Source organism: Kribbella sp. NPDC002412, from assembly GCF_053592935.1.
This window is the reverse complement of the sequence record NZ_JBSFBL010000012.1, coordinates 36962-56105: the sequence shown is the minus strand read 5'-3', so window position 1 is coordinate 56105 and position 19144 is coordinate 36962. Positions and strand designations below refer to the sequence as shown.

The window sequence follows — 19144 nt, the reverse complement described above, 5'->3', positions numbered from 1 at the left end:
GCCTCGCCTCTCGTGGATCTGGCTCAGTGACCCCGAATCGTGCATGATGCATGATTACAGACGTAACCCTGCCGAAGACGACCGGCTGGGTCAAGACCGCGACCAGGATCCGGAGAGGGCCGATGACGGACATCGTGGAGCCGCAGGACCGGCGGTTGCTGCGGCGGCAGATGCTCGCCGACGACGTGTACGAGGCGATCAAGACGATGCTGATGGACCACGTCATCCGGCCCGGCGCCCGGATCTCGATCGACGGGCTGGCCCGCGAGTTCCAGGTGTCGTCGACCCCGGTCCGGGAGGCGCTGGCCCGGTTGGAGTCGGAGGGGCTCGCAGTCAAGGAGCCGCTGAAGGGGTACCGCGCGACGCCACTGCTGTCACTGGAGGAGTTCGACGACCTGTACCGCTTCCGCCGGCTCCTCGAGCCGTGGGCGGCCCGGCGGGCGGCCGAGCTGATCGACGACGACGGCCGCGCCCGCCTGAAGGCCGAGCTCGCGAACGCGGTCGAGCCGACGTCGGTGGACTACGCCGGCTACAAGTCACTCACCGCGCACGACAACCGGTTCCACTCGCTGATCGCGTCGCTGTCCGGGAGCGAGCAGGTTCGGCTCGCGTTCGAGCGGACCCACTGCCACCTGCACATCTTCCGGCTGCACTACGAACGCGACATCGGCCCCGAGGTCCTCACCGAACACCGCACCCTCGTCGACGCCATCAGCTCCGGCGACCCAGAAGCCGCCGAAGCCGCCATGAACCAGCACATCGACAACTCGATGTCGGTCCGCCTCCGCCGAATCTACGACTGAGCTGTTTCGGAGTTCGCCGCTGGGGCACGCGCAGGGAATGACGGCACCCCAGCTCCCTGAACCGCGGCCCGTCCTGTGGCCGCTTCGCCCGCTCGGGTCCGCGGCCGTCTGGACCAACGCCGGCGACGGCCGGACCGTCGTCACGATCCGCCACTCCCCGCTGTCCCAGGTCACCCCGGAGATGCTCGCGTGGTGGTACGGCCACGTCCCCGGCACCATGCGGTACGCCGGCGAGACCGTGCCCCGCTACCTGGTCTGGCACCCGCTCGACCACATCTCCTACGAGGCCTCGACCACCGTCGTCCAGCCCGGCACCAGCCTGCACATCACCGAAGCCCTGGGCCGCGACGTCAGCAACCTGATCGACATCCAGGTCACCGTCGAAACCATCGACACCCAGGCCGCCATCATCTCCAAACGCCTCTTCGGGACATGCCTCATCCGCCTGGAAAACGAGTTCACCCCGTACAACGGCGGCGCCCGCTACGTCACCCGCCTCACCATCGGCGACACCACACCCCTGGCCGGCCTGTTCCTCAACCGGATCGCCCACAGCCGAGCCTTCCCCCCGGCCAAACTGGCCGCCTGGATCCGCCACCACATAGAAGAAGTCGGCAACCTGGAAAACTTCCTCCCCGACCTCTTCCGCTACCGCGCCGACCACGAACCGTAGGGACCACCCACGCGTGCTCCCGCGGCCAACCCACGCGTCCTCCCTCCCACCCCCGGCTTATCGCCGGACCTCCTTCTGCCGGCTACCGCCGGCTGTTGCGGGCTGGCGCGACCCCAGGACCGTGATCGCCTGGACCACCTGCGGTCACGCGCCGCGCTTTGAGCGTCTCGTCCATGCCCACCTCCTTGAGGCCCGCCGGGCGGTTCATCACGCTCGCACTGGGACGGGAGCCTCACCGTGCACACGACCAGGCCGGGTTGCCGCTTGCGGTCAGCCTTGTCTTCCGTGGCCTGGCGGTAGGTGGCTGAGGACGGCGGGGATGTGCTCGCGTAGGTGGTCTGCCAGTTCCTCGAGGCTCGAGCCTTCTACGCCAAGGTCCGCCAGCGCGCTGCGGGCCCGAGACAGGGCATCGGCGAGACGTTCCAGCTGCCAGGTGAACGACGGTTGTGCCGCGAACGTGTCGCTAGCGGCGGCATGCTGCCAAGCGACGAAGACAGCGCCGAGGGTGCGGTCGATCCAGTCGAGTGCTGCCCTGAAGCGATCCTCGGCACCAGCCTCGGCGGCAACCCTCAGCATGCTGGTTCCCGGCGGATATCGCCGGGACATCGCGCCCAGCATTTGAAGATTCGCCGCCTGGGCGCCGGCCTCCTCCGGCTGCAGTCGCTGGATGACTGACCTGATGACCTCTGAACTGGTCGGGCTACCGGAACGCCAACCGTCGGCGTCTGCCTCCCACTTCGGGAGCGCACGATCCAGCGCCGCCCTGGTGGCACCGCCAACGACCGCACCACCTACGGCGGCAAACGGCCCCACCAGCGGCGTCACGGCCAATGTCACCCCGGCTCCCGCCGCAGCCGCGACACCATTCACCAGGGCAGCCCGGCCTGCCACGGGCAAACTCAGCCGCAGGTACGACAGGATCCTCGCGCCGGCGCCGGGGCGCTGATCCGCCAGGGCTCGATCCAGCCGGGTCGCGAGGTCGGCGACCCGAGCTCGGAGGTCACGGGTGTAGGTGCCGGCGTTGTCGACGGCTCGGAGAACATCAAGGCGGAACTCGTCGGCCAGCAACTCGGCGGGCGGAGGTGTCCGATGCCCGGCTTCACGGAGGAACAGCGCCCAATCGATGTCGGCGGCGGCCCGCAACTGGACTCGTCTGGCCTCGTCGAGGTCTTCCAGGACGATCTGCTGCTTTCGCAACTGCTTCCAAAGCCGCCGGTCGTCATGGAACGACCACAACAGCTCCGCGAGGTCCCGTGTGATCGGCCGGACTTCGAGGCTGCTGCCCTCGGCAAGTGCCAGCTGTCCCCGCGCGTAGACATCGGCGAACCCCCGCTGACGCTCGCGCCAACGCTCTAGGTCCGCACCATCAGGTTCGCGCTCGGCACCATCGGCACCGAGCGCATCAGGATCCCCCACGCCCCGATGCTAGGCACCCCAACCATCTCGCACCAGAACCGACGCCCCACGGCTCGACAGCACGCGAGGCTCCAGTCAGGGACTTACGCACCGGAGGCGCGCCAAGATCCAGTGGGAGCCGGAACCCGGCACGCCGTCCATTCAGGGCACTGGAAGCACTTCGACCTAGCTGTCCCGTGGGCGCTCCCCAACATGAACCTGAGTTGTAAGGTCGATTGACTCGACGCGGGTCGGCTCCGGAGACTAGTGCATCTGCTGTCAACGCGGCACGGCGGCCTTCTGACCGCAGGTCAGTTGTCGAACGCACGAAGCGGTGACAGCCGCACGTCCCGAGCCGCGAGTACACGGCTGAACTTGTGTCGTTCGATAGCCGATCTGGCGATGGAGTTTGCATCAGGTGCTGGCGCCAATCCTGCAACGAATCATGCTCGGAAAGTCAGCAGCATGCTGGCGATACTTCCCAGTTCACCACGAGTGATCGTCCGGACGCTTGGCTCCGTCGAACTCCCGGACAACTTGCTGCCGGCTTCGACCGTGAATACAGCCGACGGAGAGTCGATGTGCGAGCTGTAGGTGAAACCGCATGTCATCGTCAGGAAACCGTACTTCGGGTCGACCCTGCGGCTGGCGACCCTTCCGTTGGTAAATGGAACAACAGCCAAGATAGTCCCCGCGCCATCACTGATCTTGACCTGATAGCTCGCGCCAATATCCCTGCAGTCGGCAGGGAACACCCGACCGGGGATCTTCGTGAGGCTCCAGACGACGCTAACCTTGCCGCGGACGGCCACCGTGTTGCTGGGTGCGTGGGTGACCGTCCGATCTGTGATTCCCGTCGACGGCACCGCAGTCGACGTTGGGGTGGCCGTCGTCGTCGGCGGCGGCACGTCCTGAGAGGTGGGATCCACGGACGGCGGAATAGCACTCGGTGTGCGGGAAGGCAGCCCAGCGTTCGCTAACGGCGTCGGCTCCTCAGGGTGTATCGCTGCCTGTACCCCAAGCGTCAGGGCCGCCCCAGCAGCCATTGCGCCTGTGACTATGAACGACATCTGCATCTGGTTGATCCACACCTGGAAGGCTCCCTCGTTCGAACCCTGAATCGACGCTTGTGCCACGTTGACCCTTCCCCCCAAGCGCCGTTAGTCCTGCGCCGGTCCGTGAGTCCCCCGTGACTGTCGCTGAGGAGAGGGTGACTCAAAGGGGTCAGCCTCGACATCGGGTAACCGGCCGACAGCTGTCATCCGTTCGGCCGACGCATGCGCGCAGGCACTTCGACCTCTGGCACCCGGCCTGCGCCGCTTGGACAAGCGCATCCAGCTGTACGGCCTCCGGAGCACTACCTCCGCCTCTGAACGTCCCACAGGCTTTGTGGAACGCATTGTCGATTAGCAGGTTGTTGGAGTCGAGGAGATTTCGGCCTCTGATGCTCGATTCGATGCCTGCCAACGCGGTCCGGCGACCTTCTAATCCGTTGGCCGCCAGGTTCGATCACTGCAAGATCTGGCGATATCTAGCGGCTCGGCGCGATGCAGGGAAGCGGCTGGACCTCGCGGGCGGCGTCGCCCACTTCGGAACCGCAGGCTCGGAGTTCGTCTCCGGCGGACACAGCCTGGTGTTCCGTGTTGTCAGGTGAGCTCTCCGGCTTGGCCAACCGCCTGCGTACAGGCACGTTCCGATGCAGCCCGCGCAGATTGGGGACAGAAAGGCCAAGCCGCTCATAACCGTGGCCGTCACCCCGGCGATGCCAAGAGCTTCCACGAGATGGCTCCTGGAGCGTGTGCTGGTCGCCGACGTACGCCCTCTATCTCGGCGGGCGCCGTCTCAGGAGTAGGGCTCAAGGCCGAGTCGCGCGTCGCGGCTCTGGTCCAACTTGGGAGCGAGAAAATCTGTGATAACCGACCGAGAAGAGCGCTTTCACCCGATCTGTTGCGCCGTGTACCTGATCCGCTCATGTAACGGACTGTCCCGAGTACACGATGAGCCCAGCGACACCGGAGGTAGGGTTGCCGTGAAATCACGTGAGCGCGACCGCATCGCGCGGAAACTGGCGCGATGAGTATTTGGAATGCATTCGAGGGCGGCGCGTACAACGCGGCGACCTTAGCGATTGCCGTGTTGGCATTGCTCGTCGCCGCAGCGGGCGCCTGGTATGCATGGCGGCAACTGCTACCCAAGAAGCGTCAGCTGACATTTGCTATACAACCGCCAGTGCCATTGCTGTCAACGATGTCTCCGCTCGCTGATGTCAGCGTTCACGTCGATGATCGTGAGGTTATTGAACCACATTCACTCACGGTGGAAGTGACGAATTCGGGCCGACATGATATATCGAAGGCTGAGTTTCAAGATGCAGAGCCGATCAAACTAGATGTCGGAGCGAAGATTCTCAAGATATTGGACATTGCGATCATCCCTGCGCGCGGGACGCCGACGCCTTGTGATTGCACAGAGTCCGTACTTCGGATCGGCCCCGGTCTCATATCACGCGGGCAATGCATTCGGGCGCAATTGCTCACCGACGGTATTCCACACAAGAAGCTTTCCACCAACTCTATCTCGTCCGATCTGATCGATGTCGACGTCGAGGTCAAGAGTGCTCGTGAGCGGCAGGCGAGCACTCGGCGAGCAGTGCGTGCCATCGCGATAACATCATTGATCAGTTCTCTTGCGTTCGCACTGATATTGGGAATTCAAGCTTGGCGAAACAACGACGAGTCCATTCGACTGAGTCCAGACCACGGCCCGGTCGGCAGCACGCTTACTATCAGCGGGAAAGATTACGAGCCGTATGCTGTCATCAGCGCATACATTTACAATTCCGTCACCTACGACGAGAAGCCCCTCGGTCGCGCACAGGCTGACAGCAATGGCACGTTCAGTATCAAGTGCACAGTTCCTCCGATCGGCTTGGGGTACATCGAAATCAGGGTGAGCGGAGCGGGAAGTGGGTACACATCGTACGAGTATGCGGATTTCGCAGTAACTAGCTAGAAGCACTAACTGGTGACGCCTGTCCATGGAGTGTCGCGCTGCCCCAGTACGAGATGTGCCTGTCCGCCTATGCGCTGGCAGCCAGTTTTGCCGACACACAGTTCAGTCGCCTGCGGCGGGAGAGCTGCCCGGGCTGAGCCACGGATCCGTGAGCGCCGTGTCACGCGGGTCCTCGTCAATGTCGGCTCTGAGGCTATGAAGCGTTGATCGAGTACGCAGACCCTAGCTCTGCGCGCCGGGTGTCCATCGAGTAGCTGTGGATGGCGGACCTTGTAGTCGAGTGGGTGATTGCTGACCTTGTACTCACCTGGGTCAGCCGAGAGTACAGGTAGCGACGCTGCCGCATGCGCTCCAGCTAGTTAGAGATGGCTCGGTCGCGGCGCTCTGCGATGCGAGACACCGTCACGTTCGCCCAGGCGAGCACAGCTGCGCAGGCGGAGACATTGAATCGGTGGCGGGTGCGGCAGTGCATCAGGTTGCTGTCGACGAGTGCCCGCTCCTCTCGCACGCCAGCCTGGTTTGAAGGGGCACGGTGAATGCGGCCGGAACGCGCCCGAACTGCTGGCGGATCCACTTATGAAGAGGCGTTGCATGCCGCCGGCGTATTCGTTCCGCGCGCGGGGAGGCGACACGGCGCGCCTCGGCACCGGCGTTCGCCGCGTGCTGCCCGCGCTGCTGATCCTGGCGCCCAGCGACAACCGACGTCGCTCGGCCGCGCGAGGCTAGCTGTCCTCAACTGCTTGGGTGCGGTTCTCGTGTTTCCGTCGGCGAGATCTGTTCACCCAGTCGAGTAGCTGGCGGTTGGCGATCTGGTCACGTTGCCCGGGCAACCAGATTCCACCTGCATCGAAGTCGCACTGTCCCAGTTGGGCGCTCCGAAAGGATCCGATCTCCGCTTTCCCATCGGGCGTGGCCACCACTTCCGCATCGTCCTACCGCTTCCGCGTGCCGCGCTCAGCGGCTGCGACACGCGTGTTTGTAAGACCTCACACCGACTCAGTCTGACCTTCACCTCCGTGTGATGGTTCGACGATTGCTGCCATGCGAACCAAATGGCACGGCTGGCTGACGCCCCGGAAGCAAGCAGGCTCCCACTGGGGCTGTGTCCCTTCATCGCAACGCGTCTCCGTCTCAGGAGACTGGCGGCCCATTGAGTGCACCGGTTGATGTCGTTTGCAGTCGCTGGCCTGCCGGGGGCTGCGATCTGAGAACCCTTGTGAATTACGCATGTTGGAGGACCCATGGAACTCGGTCTTGCTCTGCCCACCGCCGGGCCGGAGACCTCACCGGAGACGATCGTGAAGGTCGCGAAGGAAGCCGAACGGCTCGGTTACGCCGCCTTGTGGACGTTCGAACGCCTGCTCCGCCCGCTCGACAAGGTCGTGCTGTGGACAGGGGGTGAGCCCGCGATGTTGCCGGAGTTCTACGGCTCGGTCTACGAGCCGCTGGAGACGCTGAGCCACATCGCCGCCGTGACCGAGCGGATCAAGCTGGGCACCGCCATCCTGGTGGCACCCCTGCACGTGCCCGTGATGCTTGCCCGCCGCTTCGCCACGCTGGACCGACTCAGCGGCGGTCGGGTGATCGCCGGTCTGGGACAGGGCTGGCAGCGCCACGAGTTCGAGACAGCGAACGTGTCGAGCAGCCGCAAGGGCGCCCGTACGGAGGAATTCATCACCGCGATGCGGACCGCGTGGGGCCCGGACCCGGTCCGGCACGAAGGCGAGTTCTACCGGATCGCGCCGTCGCAGGTGAACCCCAAGCCGGTCCAGCCCTGCATTCCGGTGCTGCTGGCCGCGAATTCGCCGTACGCCGTCAGGCGCCGGCCGGATCGCGGACGGCCTGATCCCGATCACCTCCTCGGCGCAGGAACTGCGCGGCGTCGTGTCCGCGTTCCATGCCGCCGCCCGGGAGGCCGGCCGCGACCCCGGGGACCTCACGGTGGTCAACCAGGTGCCCTGGCCGACCCCGATCACCCGTGAGCCGATCGGGACCGGCCGGCCCTTCCTCGGCGGATCGCCCAAGCAGATCGCCGAGGACCTGATGGCCGCCCGCGAGAGTGGTGCGACCCAGGTGTACCTGGCCGGCGACCAGGGACTCGGGCTCGACGAGGGCCTGAAGGCTGCCGACGTGGACGAGTGGCTCGAGTTGCTCGGCGAGGTGATCGAGGCGGCCGGCCACCTCGGCGTACTCGCGCCGTGAGGATCCGGCTGCGATTGATCCGGTGCCGGCCGAATCACGCCGAGGCTTTGTTCCTCTTGTTCGCGGCCTTCACCCTGATGACCTTGTCGAGGTACTCGGCGATCGCCTTTCTGTTGCGGGCCAGACAGTCGATGCGCTCGGTCAGCCGGGCCTGCTCCCGTTGCAGCGTGGCGATCATCTCGGGTGTCACTTCAGGGACGTAGATGCTCTGCGGCTGATCGAGGCACGGGAGCAACTGCCGAATGATCCGGGTCGGCAGACCGGCGTCGAGCAAGCCTTTGATCTGCAGCACGATGTCAACGTGTGCCTCTTGGTACTCGCGGTAGCCGTTCGGCCCCCTGCTCGGCGCGATCAGCTGCTGCTCCTCGTAGTACCGCAACAACCGTCGCGACGCCCCGGTCCGCTCCGCAAGCTCCCCGATCCTCATGACCTCGAGCGTACGACCCAACCCTCACAACGATGTGAATGTTCGGGACCCGCCGCGGGCTGACTTACTCGGCGGGGGCGCCGCCGAAGCCTATTTCGTTGCCGTCGGGGTCTTTGTAGATGAATTTGCGGACGCCGTTGTCGTAGGTCTCGCGGAGCGCCGGCTCGACGCCCCGGCCGGTGATCGCGGTGACGCGCTCGTCGAAGTCCTCGGCGAAGATCGTCACCTGCCCGTGGCCCGCGTGGTCCGGGCGGTGCTCCACCACGAGGTACTGGTGTTCGGCCAGCTCGAACACCGCCTCGATGTCGTTCGGGTACATCACCGGCGGTGCCCCGAGCAGCTGCTCGTACCACTTCAGCACGCCCGGGTAGTCCGACACGGACATTTCCGCAAACAGGTCGAGAGCCATACCGCATCGTACGAACCCACCAGGCCACCGGGAATACCGGTTCGACCGCCGACGTTCCTGTAGTCAAAGACCTTTCCGATGGAGAGTGATGAAGAATGACCGGTCTTCGACGCGCGGGTAACGCGCTCAGGACCGCCGCACTACTCGCCCTGCTGACCGCCCTGATCATCGTCGTCGGCGGCTACATCGCCGGTACGACGGGTGTGCTGATCGCCGCCGTACTGTCGCTGGGCCTGAACGCCTACCTGTACTTCAACTCCGACAAGCTCGCCCTGCGCTCGATGGCCGCCCGGCCGGTCAGCCCGCAGCAGGCGCCCGAGCTGTACGCCGTCGTGGCCGAGCTCTCGCAGCGGGCGGGTCAGCCGATGCCGCGGATCTACGTGAGCCCCGTTGCCCAGCCGAACGCGTTCGCCACCGGGCGGAACCCGGAGCACGCGGCGGTCGCGGTGACGGAGGGCATCCTGCGCATCCTGGATCGCCGCGAGCTGCGCGCCGTACTCGGGCATGAGCTGGCGCACGTCTACAACCGCGACATCCTGACCTCGAGCATCGCGGCCGGGCTGGCCGGCATCGTGACGACGCTCGCCAACCTGGCGATCTTCCTCCCGTTCGGCTCGTCCGACGACGAGGACGCCCCCAACCCGCTGGTCACGCTGCTGACCGTGCTGCTCGCGCCGTTCGCAGCCGGCCTGATCCAGCTGGCGGTCAGCCGCCGCCGTGAGTACGCCGCAGACGACGACGGCGCCGACCTGTCCGGCGACCCGCTCGCCCTCGCAAGCGCCCTCGCCAAGATCAGCCGCGGTACGACGGCCATGCCACTCCCGACCGACTCCGGCGTAGCCACGCAAAGCCACCTGATGATCGCCAACCCCCTCAGCGGCCACGGCATCGCGGCCCTGTTCTCCACCCACCCGCCGATGGAGCGCCGCATCGCCCGCCTCCAGGCGAAGGCCCGCGAACTAGCCCCCGCCTGACCCACAACAAACAGGAAGGCCGACCGGACAACCGGCCTGCCTTCCTGCTGCTCAGGCGGGGGCGTCGCCGTGGTCGGGGATTTCTAGTTGTACGCCGCCTTGGAGGGCGGACTGGTGGGCGTAGATGCCGGGGAGGGTGTAGCGGGCGGCGACCCAGGCGTTGATGGGTGGGAGGGTCTTGTCGGCGACTGCGCGGACGAAGTCGTCGGCGAGGAAGTGGTGGGAGCCTTCGTGGCCGTTGTGGAGGCCGTCGAACTCGGCGGGCAGCCGGCTGCGGTCGTGGACCGGGGACAGGCCGGAGCGGAACGCGTCGCGCAGGGCCGGGTCGACGTTGGCCAGGTCGGCGTCGTCGAGGGAGCTGCTGGGCTTGGTCTCCATCAGCGGGCTGATGTCCTCCACGCCTTCCTTGGTCTGCCAGACCGTGGTGGTGGCCAACTGCTCGAAGCTGCCCTCGGTCCCGAACACGCGCAGCCGGGACTCACGGATGTGCGACGGGTAGCCGACGCGGCGCATCTCGTTGGTGCGCATGACGCCGCCGTCGGCCAGCTTGAACAGCGCGGTGGCGTTGCTGAAGTCGTTGTCGAACTGGCTGACGTCCTTGTCGAAGACGCCGTCGCCGCGGTCGTCCTGGACGCCGATGCAGGAGACGTGGGTGGCGTGCTGGCCGGTCACCGAGAGCACGTTGCCGACCGCGTGGGTCGGGTACAGCATGGGCGGGAACGACGCGGTCTTCTTCCAGTCGTCGCCGCCGCTGTACTGGTACGCCGCGTAGAACCCGAGGTCCATGTCGTGGACGTAGTCGCCCTCGGAGTAGAACACCCGGCCGAACTCGCCCGCGGCCAGCTTCTGCCGGCAGTACACCGAGGACGGGTAGTAGTAGCTGGTCTCGCCCATCATGTAGGTCAGGCCGGTCTCCTTGACCAGCTCGATGATGCGGGCGATCTGGTCCGCCTCGATCGCCATCGGGACGGTCGAGTACACGTGCTTGCCGGCCTCCAGCGCGCGGATCGCCATCTCACCGTGCAGCCAGCGCTGGGTGAAGATCGCCACCGCGTCCACGTCGGACGCCAGCATCTCCTCGAACGACGAGTGGGTGACGGTGATGCCCTGCTTCTCGGCCATCTCGGCTGCCCGCTCGGGCAGCACGTCCGTCAACCGGACCTGCGAGACGTCAGGATGCGCGGACCACAACCGCAGGAAGGAGGGAGCGAACTGACCCGCTCCGACGACACCGATGCTGATTCCCATGGACGCTAGGCAATCACACATTTATGTTCCATGGAAGAACATATTCAGACGTTGGAACGTGTGACCAGCACCACCGGCGTCGGTTGAGGCGGATCGGCAGACCATCACAATCGGCGGTGGGGGCCGGGCGCCCGCGCGACTCTGTGCCGCGGGCGGAGTTGTGATGGCCTGGCGGTCCCCTACAACAGATGCGGGTTGTCGGTGGTGATGCCGTCGACACCGAGTGCGACGGCTCGTTCCAACACCTCTGGGTCGGGGACGGGCCAGGCGGTCACGTCGAGGCCGGCGGCGTGGAGTTTGTCGACACCGTCCGCGGTCAGGCCGGCGATGCCGCACAGCGCCGTACCCGCCTGAGCGGCCTGGGTCAACGCGAGCACGTCGGCGACGTCCGGCGTACGACCGAAGATCAGCCCGGTCGACGCCGACGGCATCGCCTGCCGGACGGCGAGCAGGATGTCGGCATGTGACGACGTCACCATCGTCCGCGCCGCCAGCGCCGGATCGGCCTGCAGGGACTCGACCAGCAGCGGTACGGCGCGGGCCGCCTTCACCTCGGCCTGGAACCGGACGTCGATCGCCGCGATCGTCTCGGCCCAGGTCGGGACCACCTCGCCGAGCCCGGCGTCCAGCGAGCGGAGCTCGTCGAACGACAGCGACGCGACCTCCCCCGAGCCGGACGTGGTCCGGTCGACGGTCGCGTCGTGCAGGACGACGAGCTCGTCGTCGGCGGTGACCCGGAGGTCGAGCTCGATCTCGTCGCAGCCGTCGGCGACGGCGCGGCGGAACGAGCGCAGCGTGTTCTCCGGTTCGGTCCCGAGCGCACCGCGGTGGCCGGTGATGATCACAGAACCTTCTCCTCGTACTGTCGACGGACTTCCTCGCCGATCGCGTCGAGCCGGCGGGCGACGGACGCGAACACCTGCTTCGGCTGGGCGTTGTCGGCGTAGATCTGCTGCAGGCCGGTGTAGATGACGACGTTCGCGTTTCGGCCGTAGAGCCGGATCGCGTCCTGCTGCCGGGCGTTCTTGAGCTGCTCGATCGCGACTCCGTAGTTCGGCTGCTCGGCGATCAGCTTCTTCAGGTCCGCGTTCTCCCGGGCGGCGTTCACCACCGGCAGGTAGCCGGTCTCCTTGGTCCACCAGGCCGAGTTCTCCGGCTGGGCCAGGAACTGCAGGAACGTGGCGGCCGCGGTCTTGCGCTCGGTGGAGATGTTGCGCAGCATCCCGATCCCACCACCGCCGGTGGCCAGGCCGGAGGCGACCTCGGACGGGATGAACCCGGCGCCGACGTCGAACTTGGCCTTGCCGGTGATGGTCTTCATGCCGCCGGTCGACTCCTGGATGACGGCCACCAGCCCGTTGGCGAAGTCGGTGCTGGGACTGCTGGCCATGTAGGCCATCCCCTTGTCGTGCACCATCTCGCGCTGCCACTCGCCCGCCGCCACCGCGCCGTCCTGGTCGATGGTGACGTCGAGGCCCTTGGAGTACGCGCCGCCGAACTGCCACACGTTGCCCTGGAACTGCCAGTCGCCGTCGATCTTCGCGAACGCGATCGTCCGCAGCGACCGGCCGCCGGACTGCACCTTGGCGAACTCCGGCCCCCATGACCGCAGCTCGCTCCAAGTCCGCGGCGCCCGGTCCGGCAACCCGGCCTTCGCGAACGCCTCCCGGTTGTAGTAGAGGATCGGCGTGCTGCGGGCGAACGGGACGCACCAGCTCTGCCCCTTCACGACGTACTCGCCGAACAGCTTCTCCTGGTAGACCGCCGGGCCGAAGCCGTCGGTGAAGTAGCCGTTCAGCGGTTCGAGCGCGTCGTTCAGGAAGAACCGCTCCCAGGTCACGTCGGACAGTACGGCGAGATCCGGCGCCTGCTTGGCGACCAGCGCGGCCGCGACCTTCTGGGCCACGTCGTCGTAGCTGCCCTGGAACTGCACCTCGACGTACACGTCCTGCTGGGAGTCGTTGAACTTGGCAACGAGCTTGTCGACCGCCTTGCCGTTCACGCCGCCGTACGGCGACCAGAACACCACCCGGACGCGGTTCGCGTACTGCTTCGGCACCACGCCTGCGGGCTGGGAGTACTCGGCGTCGACCGAGCGGTAGCCGCAGCCGGCCAGCGTGGCACCGGCCGCCAGGCCCAGGAACACCCTGCGATTCAGCATGCTCATCCCTTCAGCGCTCCCTGGGTGATACCGCCGACGATGTAGCGCTGGGCGATCAGGAAGATCAGCAGCATCGGCGCGAGGACGAGCAGCGTGCCGGCCATGATGGTTCCCCAGTTCGCCAGGCCCTCCTCGTCCTTGAGGATCAGCAGCCCGACCGGCAGCGTCCGCATCGAGGCGGTGTTGGTCACGATCAGCGGCCAGACGAAGTTGTTCCACTCCTCGACCGCGGTGATCACCACGACCGTGATCAGCATCGGCCGGGACATCGGCAGCACCACCCGCCACAGCGTCCGCAGGTGACCGGCGCCGTCGACCGCGGCCGCGTCGGTCACCTCGGTCGGCAACGTCAGGAAGTGCTGCCGCATCAGGAAGGTCGCGAACGCCGAGCCGATACCGGGGATGATCAGGCCGGCGTAGGTGTTGATCCAGCCCAGCGTCGCCACGGTCAGGTAGTTCGGCAGCAGGGTGACGTGACCGGGCACCATCATCGCGCCGAGCACCGCGAAGAACAGCACCTTCTTGAACGGGAAGCGCAGGTAGGCGAACGCGTACGCCGTCAGTACGGCGTTGGCCACCTTCAGCACGGTCCCGGCCACGGTGATGATCGTGGAGTTCAGGAAGAACCGGTCGAACGGCGCGGCCTTCCAGGCCAGGCTGAAGTTCTCCCAGGTCAGGTCCGGCCACCAGGCCGGCGGCCACTGGTAGATCTGCGTCGGCACCTTGAACGCCGTCGACAGCAGCCAGTACAACGGTCCGAGGAACACGGCCGCCACACCGACCAGTACGACGTACTGGATCGCACGAGCCTTCATCGGTAGTGCACCCGCCTCTCCATCACGCGGGCCTGCACCGTGGTGACCAGCAGCAGGATCACGAACATGATGATCGAAAGCGTCGCCGCCCGGCCGGCGTTGAACGCCTGGAAGCCCTCGTTGTAGATCGACCAGCTGAGCGTGGTGGTGGCATCACCAGGGCCACCACCGGTCATCACCGCGATCACGTCGAACGCCTGGAAGGTGCCGATCACCGTGGTGATCAGCAGGAAGAAGGTGATCGGGGCAAGCAACGGCAGCTTGATCGCGCGGAACCTGGTCCACGTCGAGGCGCCGTCGATCGCGGCCGCCTCGTCGAGCTCCTTGGGCAGTCCCTGCAGGCCGGCCAGGTAGATCAGCGCGGCGAAGCCGACGTTCTTCCACAGGTAGACGATCACCAGGCCGGGCAGCGCCCAGTCGGAGTTGTTCATCCAGTCCGGCGGCTCGGCGCCGAACGGCTCGATCAGCGCCCGCAGCAGGCCGTAGCCGGGGTCGAAGATGAACAGCCAGATGGTCGCGACCGCCGCGCCCGACAGGATGTGCGGGGCGAACGCGATCGTCCGGACCGCGCCGCGGCCCTTCAGCGGCAGGTTGAACAGGAACGCCAGCGCCAGCCCGATGACCAGGCTGCCGGCCACGATCAGGCCGGTGAACACCACGGTGATCCACAGCGTCTTGTGGAACGCCGGGTCGGTCAGCGTCCGGCCGTAGTTCGCCAGCCCGACGAAGGCCGGCCTGGCCGCGATCATGTTCCAGTCGGTCAGGCTGAGGAACGCGTTGTAGACGATCGGCCAGTACGCGAAGACCGCGATCACCAGCAGGTTGGGCGCCACCAGCAGGGCGAAGAGCCCGTACTCGCGGCGCCGCCTGCGGCGTTGCTGGTTGCCGCTGTCCGTGGCCGGCCGGCGTTCGTCCGGATGGGTCCGGACCGGCAGGTCCAGTGCGGTCACACCGACCTCCTCGGGGTAGGTGGGGCGAGCAGTTCGACAAGAGCGGCCGCCAGGGGAGGCGCGGCCGCGAGGACGCCGTCGGGCAAGGCGGTTCCGGTGATGACCTGAGCGCCTGCTTCACGGGCGATCAGGGATCCGGCGGCGATGTCCCACGGCTGGATCATGTGTTCGTAGTAGGCGTCCGCCGTACCGTCCGCGACCGAGCAGAGGTCGAGGGCGGCCGAGCCGCCGCGACGCACATCCCGTACGGCGGGCAGCAGCCGGCGCAGGTGGTCGGCCTGCTCGGCGCGCATCTCGGGGAGGTACGAGAATCCCGTGCTCACCAAGGCGGCCTCGAGGGCGACGTCACGCAGCGGGCCCAGGCTGACATCGTTGCGGACGGCGCCGGCTCCGCGGGCAGCCGACCAGGTGAGCCCGGTGCGCGGCTGGTGGACCACGCCGACCAGTGCGCCGGCCTCGTCCTCGACCGCGATGGAGACACACCAGTCGACCCTGCCGTAGAGGTAGTTCACCGTTCCGTCCAGCGGGTCGATCACCCAGGTGAGGCCGGTGGCCGACGGGCGGGAGGCGCCTTCCTCACCGAGCAGGCCGTCACCCGGTCGCGCCGCGGTCAGGCCGTCGGTGATCAGCTTCTCGGAGGCCCGGTCCGCGTCGCTGACCGGATCACTCGCCGAGGTCTTGGTCTCGACACCAGCCGCGTCAATCGATAGACCTGGTTGCCGCGCCACCAACTCCGCACCGGCCGCGAACGCCAGCCGAAGGGCCAGCGCACGAAGCTCGGTGTGGGGCGGAGTGTTAAGCACGCCGTGAAATTATCACCGTTTCATGGTGACGTATAGAGAATGTATGTGATTTTCTCCCCCACTTCACAACAATCCGGACAACTTCAGTCGTCATCGTCGTTGCGCAGCCGGACGCCGGTGACACCGTCCAGCTCGTCCAGAGCCAGCACCAGGTTCTGCAGCGGCGGCCGGCCGCGGAACCGCATCGACGCCCGGACCTGCGGCCGGCCGCCGTCGCGGTGCACCTCGGTCCCGAGCACCGACGCCTCGTACCCCATCGCCGTCGCGGTCGACAGGATCGAGCGCAGCACGCCGGAACCGTCGTCGTACCGCACCGTCACGATCCGGCGCCGGTCCGGCGAGGGCAGGAACCGGGCCAGCCGGCCGAAGGGGCCGACGGCAACCAGGTGCAGCACCGTCGCGGCAGTGGCGAGCAAGGGCATGCCGGCGCCGCAGGCCATGCCGATCGCGGCCGTCATCCAGATCGTCGCCGCGGTGGTCAGGCCGCGGACGACGTCTCGCCGCATGAAGATCACGCCGGCGCCGAGGAAGCCGACGCCGGAGACGATCTGGGCCGCGATCCGGGACGGGTCGAGGTTCACGTCGGTGCCGAGTACGGCGTTGAAGCCGAACCCGGACACCAGTGTGAACAGCGCGGCGCCGGTGCCGACCAGGGTGTGCGTTCGCATCCCCGCGCTCTTCTGCTGCAGTTGCCGTTCGATGCCGATGATCATCGACAGCACGAACGCGACCAGGAGCAGCAGGAGCTCGGTCCCGGTGCTGGAGGTGAAGAGTTGCATGATTACGCCGAGACCAGCCCGACTGGGTCCTTCCCGGCCAGGTAGGCGGCGACAGCCTCCGCTGCCAGGGAGCCGGCGCGATGCGCGGTCTGCCGGGTCGCGCCGGCCAGGTGCGGCGTCATCACCACATTGGGTGCCGTCAGCAACCGAGCGCCCGCCGGCACCGGTTCGGACGGGAAGACATCGAACGCAGCCGCGCCCAGCTGACCGGACTCCAACGCGTCGACCGTCGCGTCATAGTCCAGCAAACCACCACGAGCCGTGTTCACCAGTACGGCGCCGCGCGGCATCAGCGCGATCTGGTCGGCGCCGATCATGCCGCGGGTCTGGTCGGTCAGCCGGGCGTGCAGGCTGACCACGTCCGACCGGCGCAGCAGGTCGTCCAACTCGACCAGCTCGACACCCTCAGAAGCCTTGTCGACAAAGGGATCGGCGACCAGGACGTGGGCGTCGAAGGCGAGCATCACCCGGGCGACCCGCTGGCCGATCGCGCCGTACCCGACCAAGCCGACGGTCGACCCGTCGAGCTCCAGGCCGCACTCGTCGTACGCGTAGAGGTCGCTGCGCCACTCCCCCTGCTCCAGCGTGCGTTGCAGGCGGGGCAGGTTGCGCAGGGCGCCCATCATCAACGCGACCGCATGCTCGGCGGCGGCGACCGCGTTGCGGCCGGGCGTGGAGGCGACGGCGATCCCGCGCTTGGTTGCCGCCGGCACGTTCACGTTGACCGGCCCGCCCCGGCAGACCACGAGGAACTTGAGGTCGGTCGCGGCCTCGAGAACCCGCTCGGTGAACGGCCCCATCTGGGTGACCGCGACCTCGACTCCGGACAGCGCCGCGATCAACTGGTCCTCGGCGTCACTCGCCTCGTCCACTTCGGCCACCCGCCCGTACGGCGTCAGCGGCCAGGGCAACGTGACCTCGCGGAAGTCGAAGGCGACGTCGTCGAGGGAGGACAGTGCCTTGGCGAGCATTTCGTTGCGCACGAAGTGGTCGCCGGCGAGCAATGCCTTGATGGTTCTCATCGAACTCCTGTGGTGAACGTTGGGGCGGGGTCGGACCAGCGTGGGCGGGCCGACTCGATGCGGCGCAGGTAGTGGGCGTAGCCCTCGGCGTAGAAGGCGGCGCGGGCGGGATCAGGGTCGACCTGGCGGGTCTCGGCGATCCACTCCGGTCCGGCGCTGTCCGGATCGGCCGCGCGCCGCGCACAGATCACGGCGCCGCGGGCGGCGACCTGTTCTGCCTCTGCGGTGTGCAGGGGTGCGTTCAGGACATCCGCCAGGATCTGCGTCCACTCGCGGCTGCGGGCGCCGCCGCCGCAGACGGTGACGCGTCCGGTCCACCCGGCCGCGTCCAGGCAGTGGCGGGCGGCGTATGCGATGCCCTCGCAGGTCGCGCGGACCAGGTCGGCCGTGGTGGTGGACAGCGAGATTCCGTCGATCGTCCCGCGAGCGCGCGTGTCGACGAACGGCGCTCGCTCGCCGGCCTCGGACAGATAGGGAAGGACAGTCACGCCTTGTGCGCCGACCGGGCTCTGCGCGAGCAACGCCGGCAACTTGTCGGTCCCGACGCCGACGAGCGCCAGCACCCGGTCGAGCGCGGCCGTTCCGACCATCGCGGGCATCGCGCGCAGCCAGACACCTGGTGTCCAGGTGCCGAGGAACAACCCGGCCGGCTCGCCGTCCACGGGCAGGTCGCGCGTCACGACTTGGCAGGCAAGCGTCGTACCGACGGTCAGGAGGGCGTCGCCGGGCTCCTGCACGCCGGTCCCGGCGGCCGCGGCTGGGAGGTCGTACGGTCCGGCGGAAACCCTGGTGCCGGGGGCCATCCCGGTCGAGTCGTCGCGAAGCTCGCCGACGGGGCCGGCGGGCTCCACTGGTGCCAGCAGGTGCCGGAGTTCGGACAGACCGGTCGCCTTCAGCGCCTCGTCGTCGTACTCGTTGGTCCGCGGATCGAGGAACGGCGCGGACGCGTCCGACACGTCGGTCGCGCGGACGCCGGTCAGCTGCTGCATCACGACGTCCTTGCAGTACGCCGCAGTCCCCGCGCGGGCGATCACCTCGGGCTCTTCGGCGAGTACGGCGGCCAGCAGCGGACCGGAGGCCCCCGGGAACATCCGGTTGCCGGACCGGCGGAAGACCCGCTCGGCGACCCCGTCGGCGGTCCAGCGGTCGAGGATCGCGCTGCTGCGCGCGTCCAGCCAGGAGATCGCCGGGCGGGCCGCCGTACCGTCGGAGTCGACCAGCCAGAGGCCGTCCCCCTGGGCGGTGATCGCCAGGACGCCGGGCCGGGTCCCCACCGTGCCGGCCAGCTCACCGACCACCTCGTTGACCGAGGCAATGATCTCGGCGGTCTCGTGCTCGAACCGCCCGAGCCCCGGCCGGACCAGCCTGGTCGGCCGGGACGCCTCGGCCACCGGCCGCCCGTCGTCGCCGAACGCGACGGCCTTGGTGACAGTGGTGCCGACGTCTACCCCGACGTCCATAGGCTCCCCCT

19 protein-coding genes are annotated in these 19144 nt (G+C 67.4%); 6 read left to right on the top strand and 13 right to left on the bottom strand.

What is annotated here, in order from left to right; genetic code table 11:
- Window positions 1-50 precede the first annotated feature (50 nt).
- Both ACWCOV_RS12445 and ACWCOV_RS12440 read left to right on the top strand, forming a co-directional pair.
- Window positions 51-803 carry a GntR family transcriptional regulator gene (locus tag ACWCOV_RS12445; RefSeq protein ID WP_449829350.1) on the top strand — a complete coding sequence of 251 codons (753 nt, stop codon included), beginning with the start codon at window positions 51-53 and terminating at the stop codon, window positions 801-803.
- A 37-nt stretch (window positions 804-840) separates the two neighbouring features.
- Window positions 841-1476: a DAPG hydrolase family protein gene (locus ACWCOV_RS12440; RefSeq protein WP_449829349.1), complete on the top strand. Its 636-nt coding sequence runs from the start codon at window positions 841-843 to the stop codon at window positions 1474-1476.
- A gap of 270 nt (window positions 1477-1746) precedes the next feature.
- Here the strand turns inward: ACWCOV_RS12440 and ACWCOV_RS12435 are convergent, their stop codons facing one another.
- Window positions 1747-2892 (bottom strand): hypothetical protein, encoded by a 1146-nt coding sequence (locus tag ACWCOV_RS12435; protein WP_449829348.1) that lies wholly within the window; start codon window positions 2890-2892, stop codon window positions 1747-1749.
- 422 nt (window positions 2893-3314) lie between these two features.
- A complete protein-coding gene (locus tag ACWCOV_RS12430) occupies window positions 3315-3962 on the bottom strand; it encodes a hypothetical protein (RefSeq protein WP_449829347.1) in 648 nt (215 codons plus the stop codon).
- 982 nt (window positions 3963-4944) lie between these two features.
- Here ACWCOV_RS12430 and ACWCOV_RS12425 point away from each other — a divergent pair.
- The 3 genes from ACWCOV_RS12425 to ACWCOV_RS12415 all read left to right on the top strand — a co-directional run bounded on the left by ACWCOV_RS12425 (window position 4945) and on the right by ACWCOV_RS12415 (window position 8085).
- Entirely contained in the window at window positions 4945-5883 is a 939-nt protein-coding gene (locus ACWCOV_RS12425) for a hypothetical protein (protein WP_449829346.1), read from the top strand.
- Between the two features lie 1241 nt (window positions 5884-7124).
- Entirely contained in the window at window positions 7125-7865 is a 741-nt protein-coding gene (locus ACWCOV_RS12420) for a TIGR03619 family F420-dependent LLM class oxidoreductase (protein WP_449829345.1), read from the top strand.
- Complete coding sequence (locus ACWCOV_RS12415) at window positions 7837-8085, top strand: hypothetical protein (protein WP_449829344.1); 249 nt, start codon at window positions 7837-7839, stop codon at window positions 8083-8085. Before ACWCOV_RS12420 ends, ACWCOV_RS12415 begins: the two co-directional genes overlap by 29 nt.
- Before the next feature lie 34 nt (window positions 8086-8119).
- On the opposite strand, the gene ACWCOV_RS12410 is transcribed toward ACWCOV_RS12415, so the two are convergent.
- On the bottom strand, window positions 8120-8512 hold the full coding sequence (locus ACWCOV_RS12410) for a MerR family transcriptional regulator (protein WP_449829343.1): 393 nt from the start codon (window positions 8510-8512) through the stop codon (window positions 8120-8122).
- A gap of 64 nt (window positions 8513-8576) precedes the next feature.
- A complete protein-coding gene (locus ACWCOV_RS12405; RefSeq protein ID WP_449829342.1) occupies window positions 8577-8921 on the bottom strand; it encodes a VOC family protein in 345 nt (114 codons plus the stop codon).
- Window positions 8922-9016: 95 nt separating this feature from the next.
- On the opposite strand from ACWCOV_RS12405, the gene htpX reads away from it, so the two are divergent.
- Window positions 9017-9895, top strand: coding sequence for a zinc metalloprotease HtpX (gene htpX / locus ACWCOV_RS12400; protein WP_449829341.1), 879 nt, complete (start codon window positions 9017-9019; stop codon window positions 9893-9895).
- A gap of 51 nt (window positions 9896-9946) precedes the next feature.
- On the opposite strand, the gene ACWCOV_RS12395 is transcribed toward htpX, so the two are convergent.
- The 9 genes from ACWCOV_RS12395 to ACWCOV_RS12355 all read right to left on the bottom strand — a co-directional run bounded on the left by ACWCOV_RS12395 (window position 9947) and on the right by ACWCOV_RS12355 (window position 19133).
- Window positions 9947-11143 (bottom strand): Gfo/Idh/MocA family protein, encoded by a 1197-nt coding sequence (locus ACWCOV_RS12395; protein WP_449829340.1) that lies wholly within the window; start codon window positions 11141-11143, stop codon window positions 9947-9949.
- 179 nt (window positions 11144-11322) lie between these two features.
- A complete protein-coding gene (locus ACWCOV_RS12390) occupies window positions 11323-11988 on the bottom strand; it encodes a glycerophosphodiester phosphodiesterase (RefSeq protein WP_449829339.1) in 666 nt (221 codons plus the stop codon).
- A complete protein-coding gene (locus ACWCOV_RS12385) occupies window positions 11985-13310 on the bottom strand; it encodes an ABC transporter substrate-binding protein (RefSeq protein WP_449829338.1) in 1326 nt (441 codons plus the stop codon). The genes ACWCOV_RS12390 and ACWCOV_RS12385 overlap by 4 nt, the downstream gene beginning before the upstream one ends.
- Window positions 13307-14119, bottom strand: a complete 813-nt coding sequence (locus tag ACWCOV_RS12380) for a carbohydrate ABC transporter permease (RefSeq protein WP_360515084.1) — start codon at window positions 14117-14119, stop codon at window positions 13307-13309. The genes ACWCOV_RS12385 and ACWCOV_RS12380 overlap by 4 nt, the downstream gene beginning before the upstream one ends.
- Complete coding sequence (locus tag ACWCOV_RS12375; RefSeq protein ID WP_449829337.1) at window positions 14116-15069, bottom strand: carbohydrate ABC transporter permease; 954 nt, start codon at window positions 15067-15069, stop codon at window positions 14116-14118. Before ACWCOV_RS12375 ends, ACWCOV_RS12380 begins: the two co-directional genes overlap by 4 nt.
- Window positions 15066-15872, bottom strand: a complete 807-nt coding sequence (locus tag ACWCOV_RS12370) for an inositol monophosphatase family protein (protein ID WP_449829336.1) — start codon at window positions 15870-15872, stop codon at window positions 15066-15068. Before ACWCOV_RS12370 ends, ACWCOV_RS12375 begins: the two co-directional genes overlap by 4 nt.
- Before the next feature lie 83 nt (window positions 15873-15955).
- Window positions 15956-16651, bottom strand: a complete 696-nt coding sequence (locus ACWCOV_RS12365; RefSeq protein ID WP_449829335.1) for an MgtC/SapB family protein — start codon at window positions 16649-16651, stop codon at window positions 15956-15958.
- A gap of 2 nt (window positions 16652-16653) precedes the next feature.
- A complete protein-coding gene (locus ACWCOV_RS12360; RefSeq protein WP_449829334.1) occupies window positions 16654-17673 on the bottom strand; it encodes a 2-hydroxyacid dehydrogenase in 1020 nt (339 codons plus the stop codon).
- Window positions 17670-19133: an FGGY family carbohydrate kinase gene (locus ACWCOV_RS12355; RefSeq protein ID WP_449829333.1), complete on the bottom strand. Its 1464-nt coding sequence runs from the start codon at window positions 19131-19133 to the stop codon at window positions 17670-17672. Before ACWCOV_RS12355 ends, ACWCOV_RS12360 begins: the two co-directional genes overlap by 4 nt.
- Window positions 19134-19144: the final 11 nt, after the last annotated feature.

Bases quoted from the DNA above. Each gene is read 5' to 3' on its own strand.
- ACWCOV_RS12380 (WP_360515084.1), bottom strand. From the start codon at position 14,119: ATGAAGGCTCGTGCGATCCAGTACGTCGTACTGGTCGGTGTGGCGGCC.
- ACWCOV_RS12395 (WP_449829340.1), bottom strand. From the start codon at position 11,143: ATGGGAATCAGCATCGGTGTCGTCGGAGCGGGTCAGTTCGCTCCCTCC.
- ACWCOV_RS12425 (WP_449829346.1), top strand. From the start codon at position 4,945: ATGAGTATTTGGAATGCATTCGAGGGCGGCGCGTACAACGCGGCGACC.
- ACWCOV_RS12360 (WP_449829334.1), bottom strand. From the start codon at position 17,673: ATGAGAACCATCAAGGCATTGCTCGCCGGCGACCACTTCGTGCGCAAC.
- htpX (WP_449829341.1), top strand. From the start codon at position 9,017: ATGACCGGTCTTCGACGCGCGGGTAACGCGCTCAGGACCGCCGCACTA.
- ACWCOV_RS12410 (WP_449829343.1), bottom strand. From the start codon at position 8,512: ATGAGGATCGGGGAGCTTGCGGAGCGGACCGGGGCGTCGCGACGGTTG.
- ACWCOV_RS12440 (WP_449829349.1), top strand. From the start codon at position 841: ATGACGGCACCCCAGCTCCCTGAACCGCGGCCCGTCCTGTGGCCGCTT.
- ACWCOV_RS12385 (WP_449829338.1), bottom strand. From the start codon at position 13,310: ATGAGCATGCTGAATCGCAGGGTGTTCCTGGGCCTGGCGGCCGGTGCC.
- ACWCOV_RS12365 (WP_449829335.1), bottom strand. From the start codon at position 16,651: ATGCAACTCTTCACCTCCAGCACCGGGACCGAGCTCCTGCTGCTCCTG.
- ACWCOV_RS12445 (WP_449829350.1), top strand. From the start codon at position 51: ATGATTACAGACGTAACCCTGCCGAAGACGACCGGCTGGGTCAAGACC.
- ACWCOV_RS12405 (WP_449829342.1), bottom strand. From the start codon at position 8,921: ATGGCTCTCGACCTGTTTGCGGAAATGTCCGTGTCGGACTACCCGGGC.
- ACWCOV_RS12355 (WP_449829333.1), bottom strand. From the start codon at position 19,133: ATGGACGTCGGGGTAGACGTCGGCACCACTGTCACCAAGGCCGTCGCG.
- ACWCOV_RS12420 (WP_449829345.1), top strand. From the start codon at position 7,125: ATGGAACTCGGTCTTGCTCTGCCCACCGCCGGGCCGGAGACCTCACCG.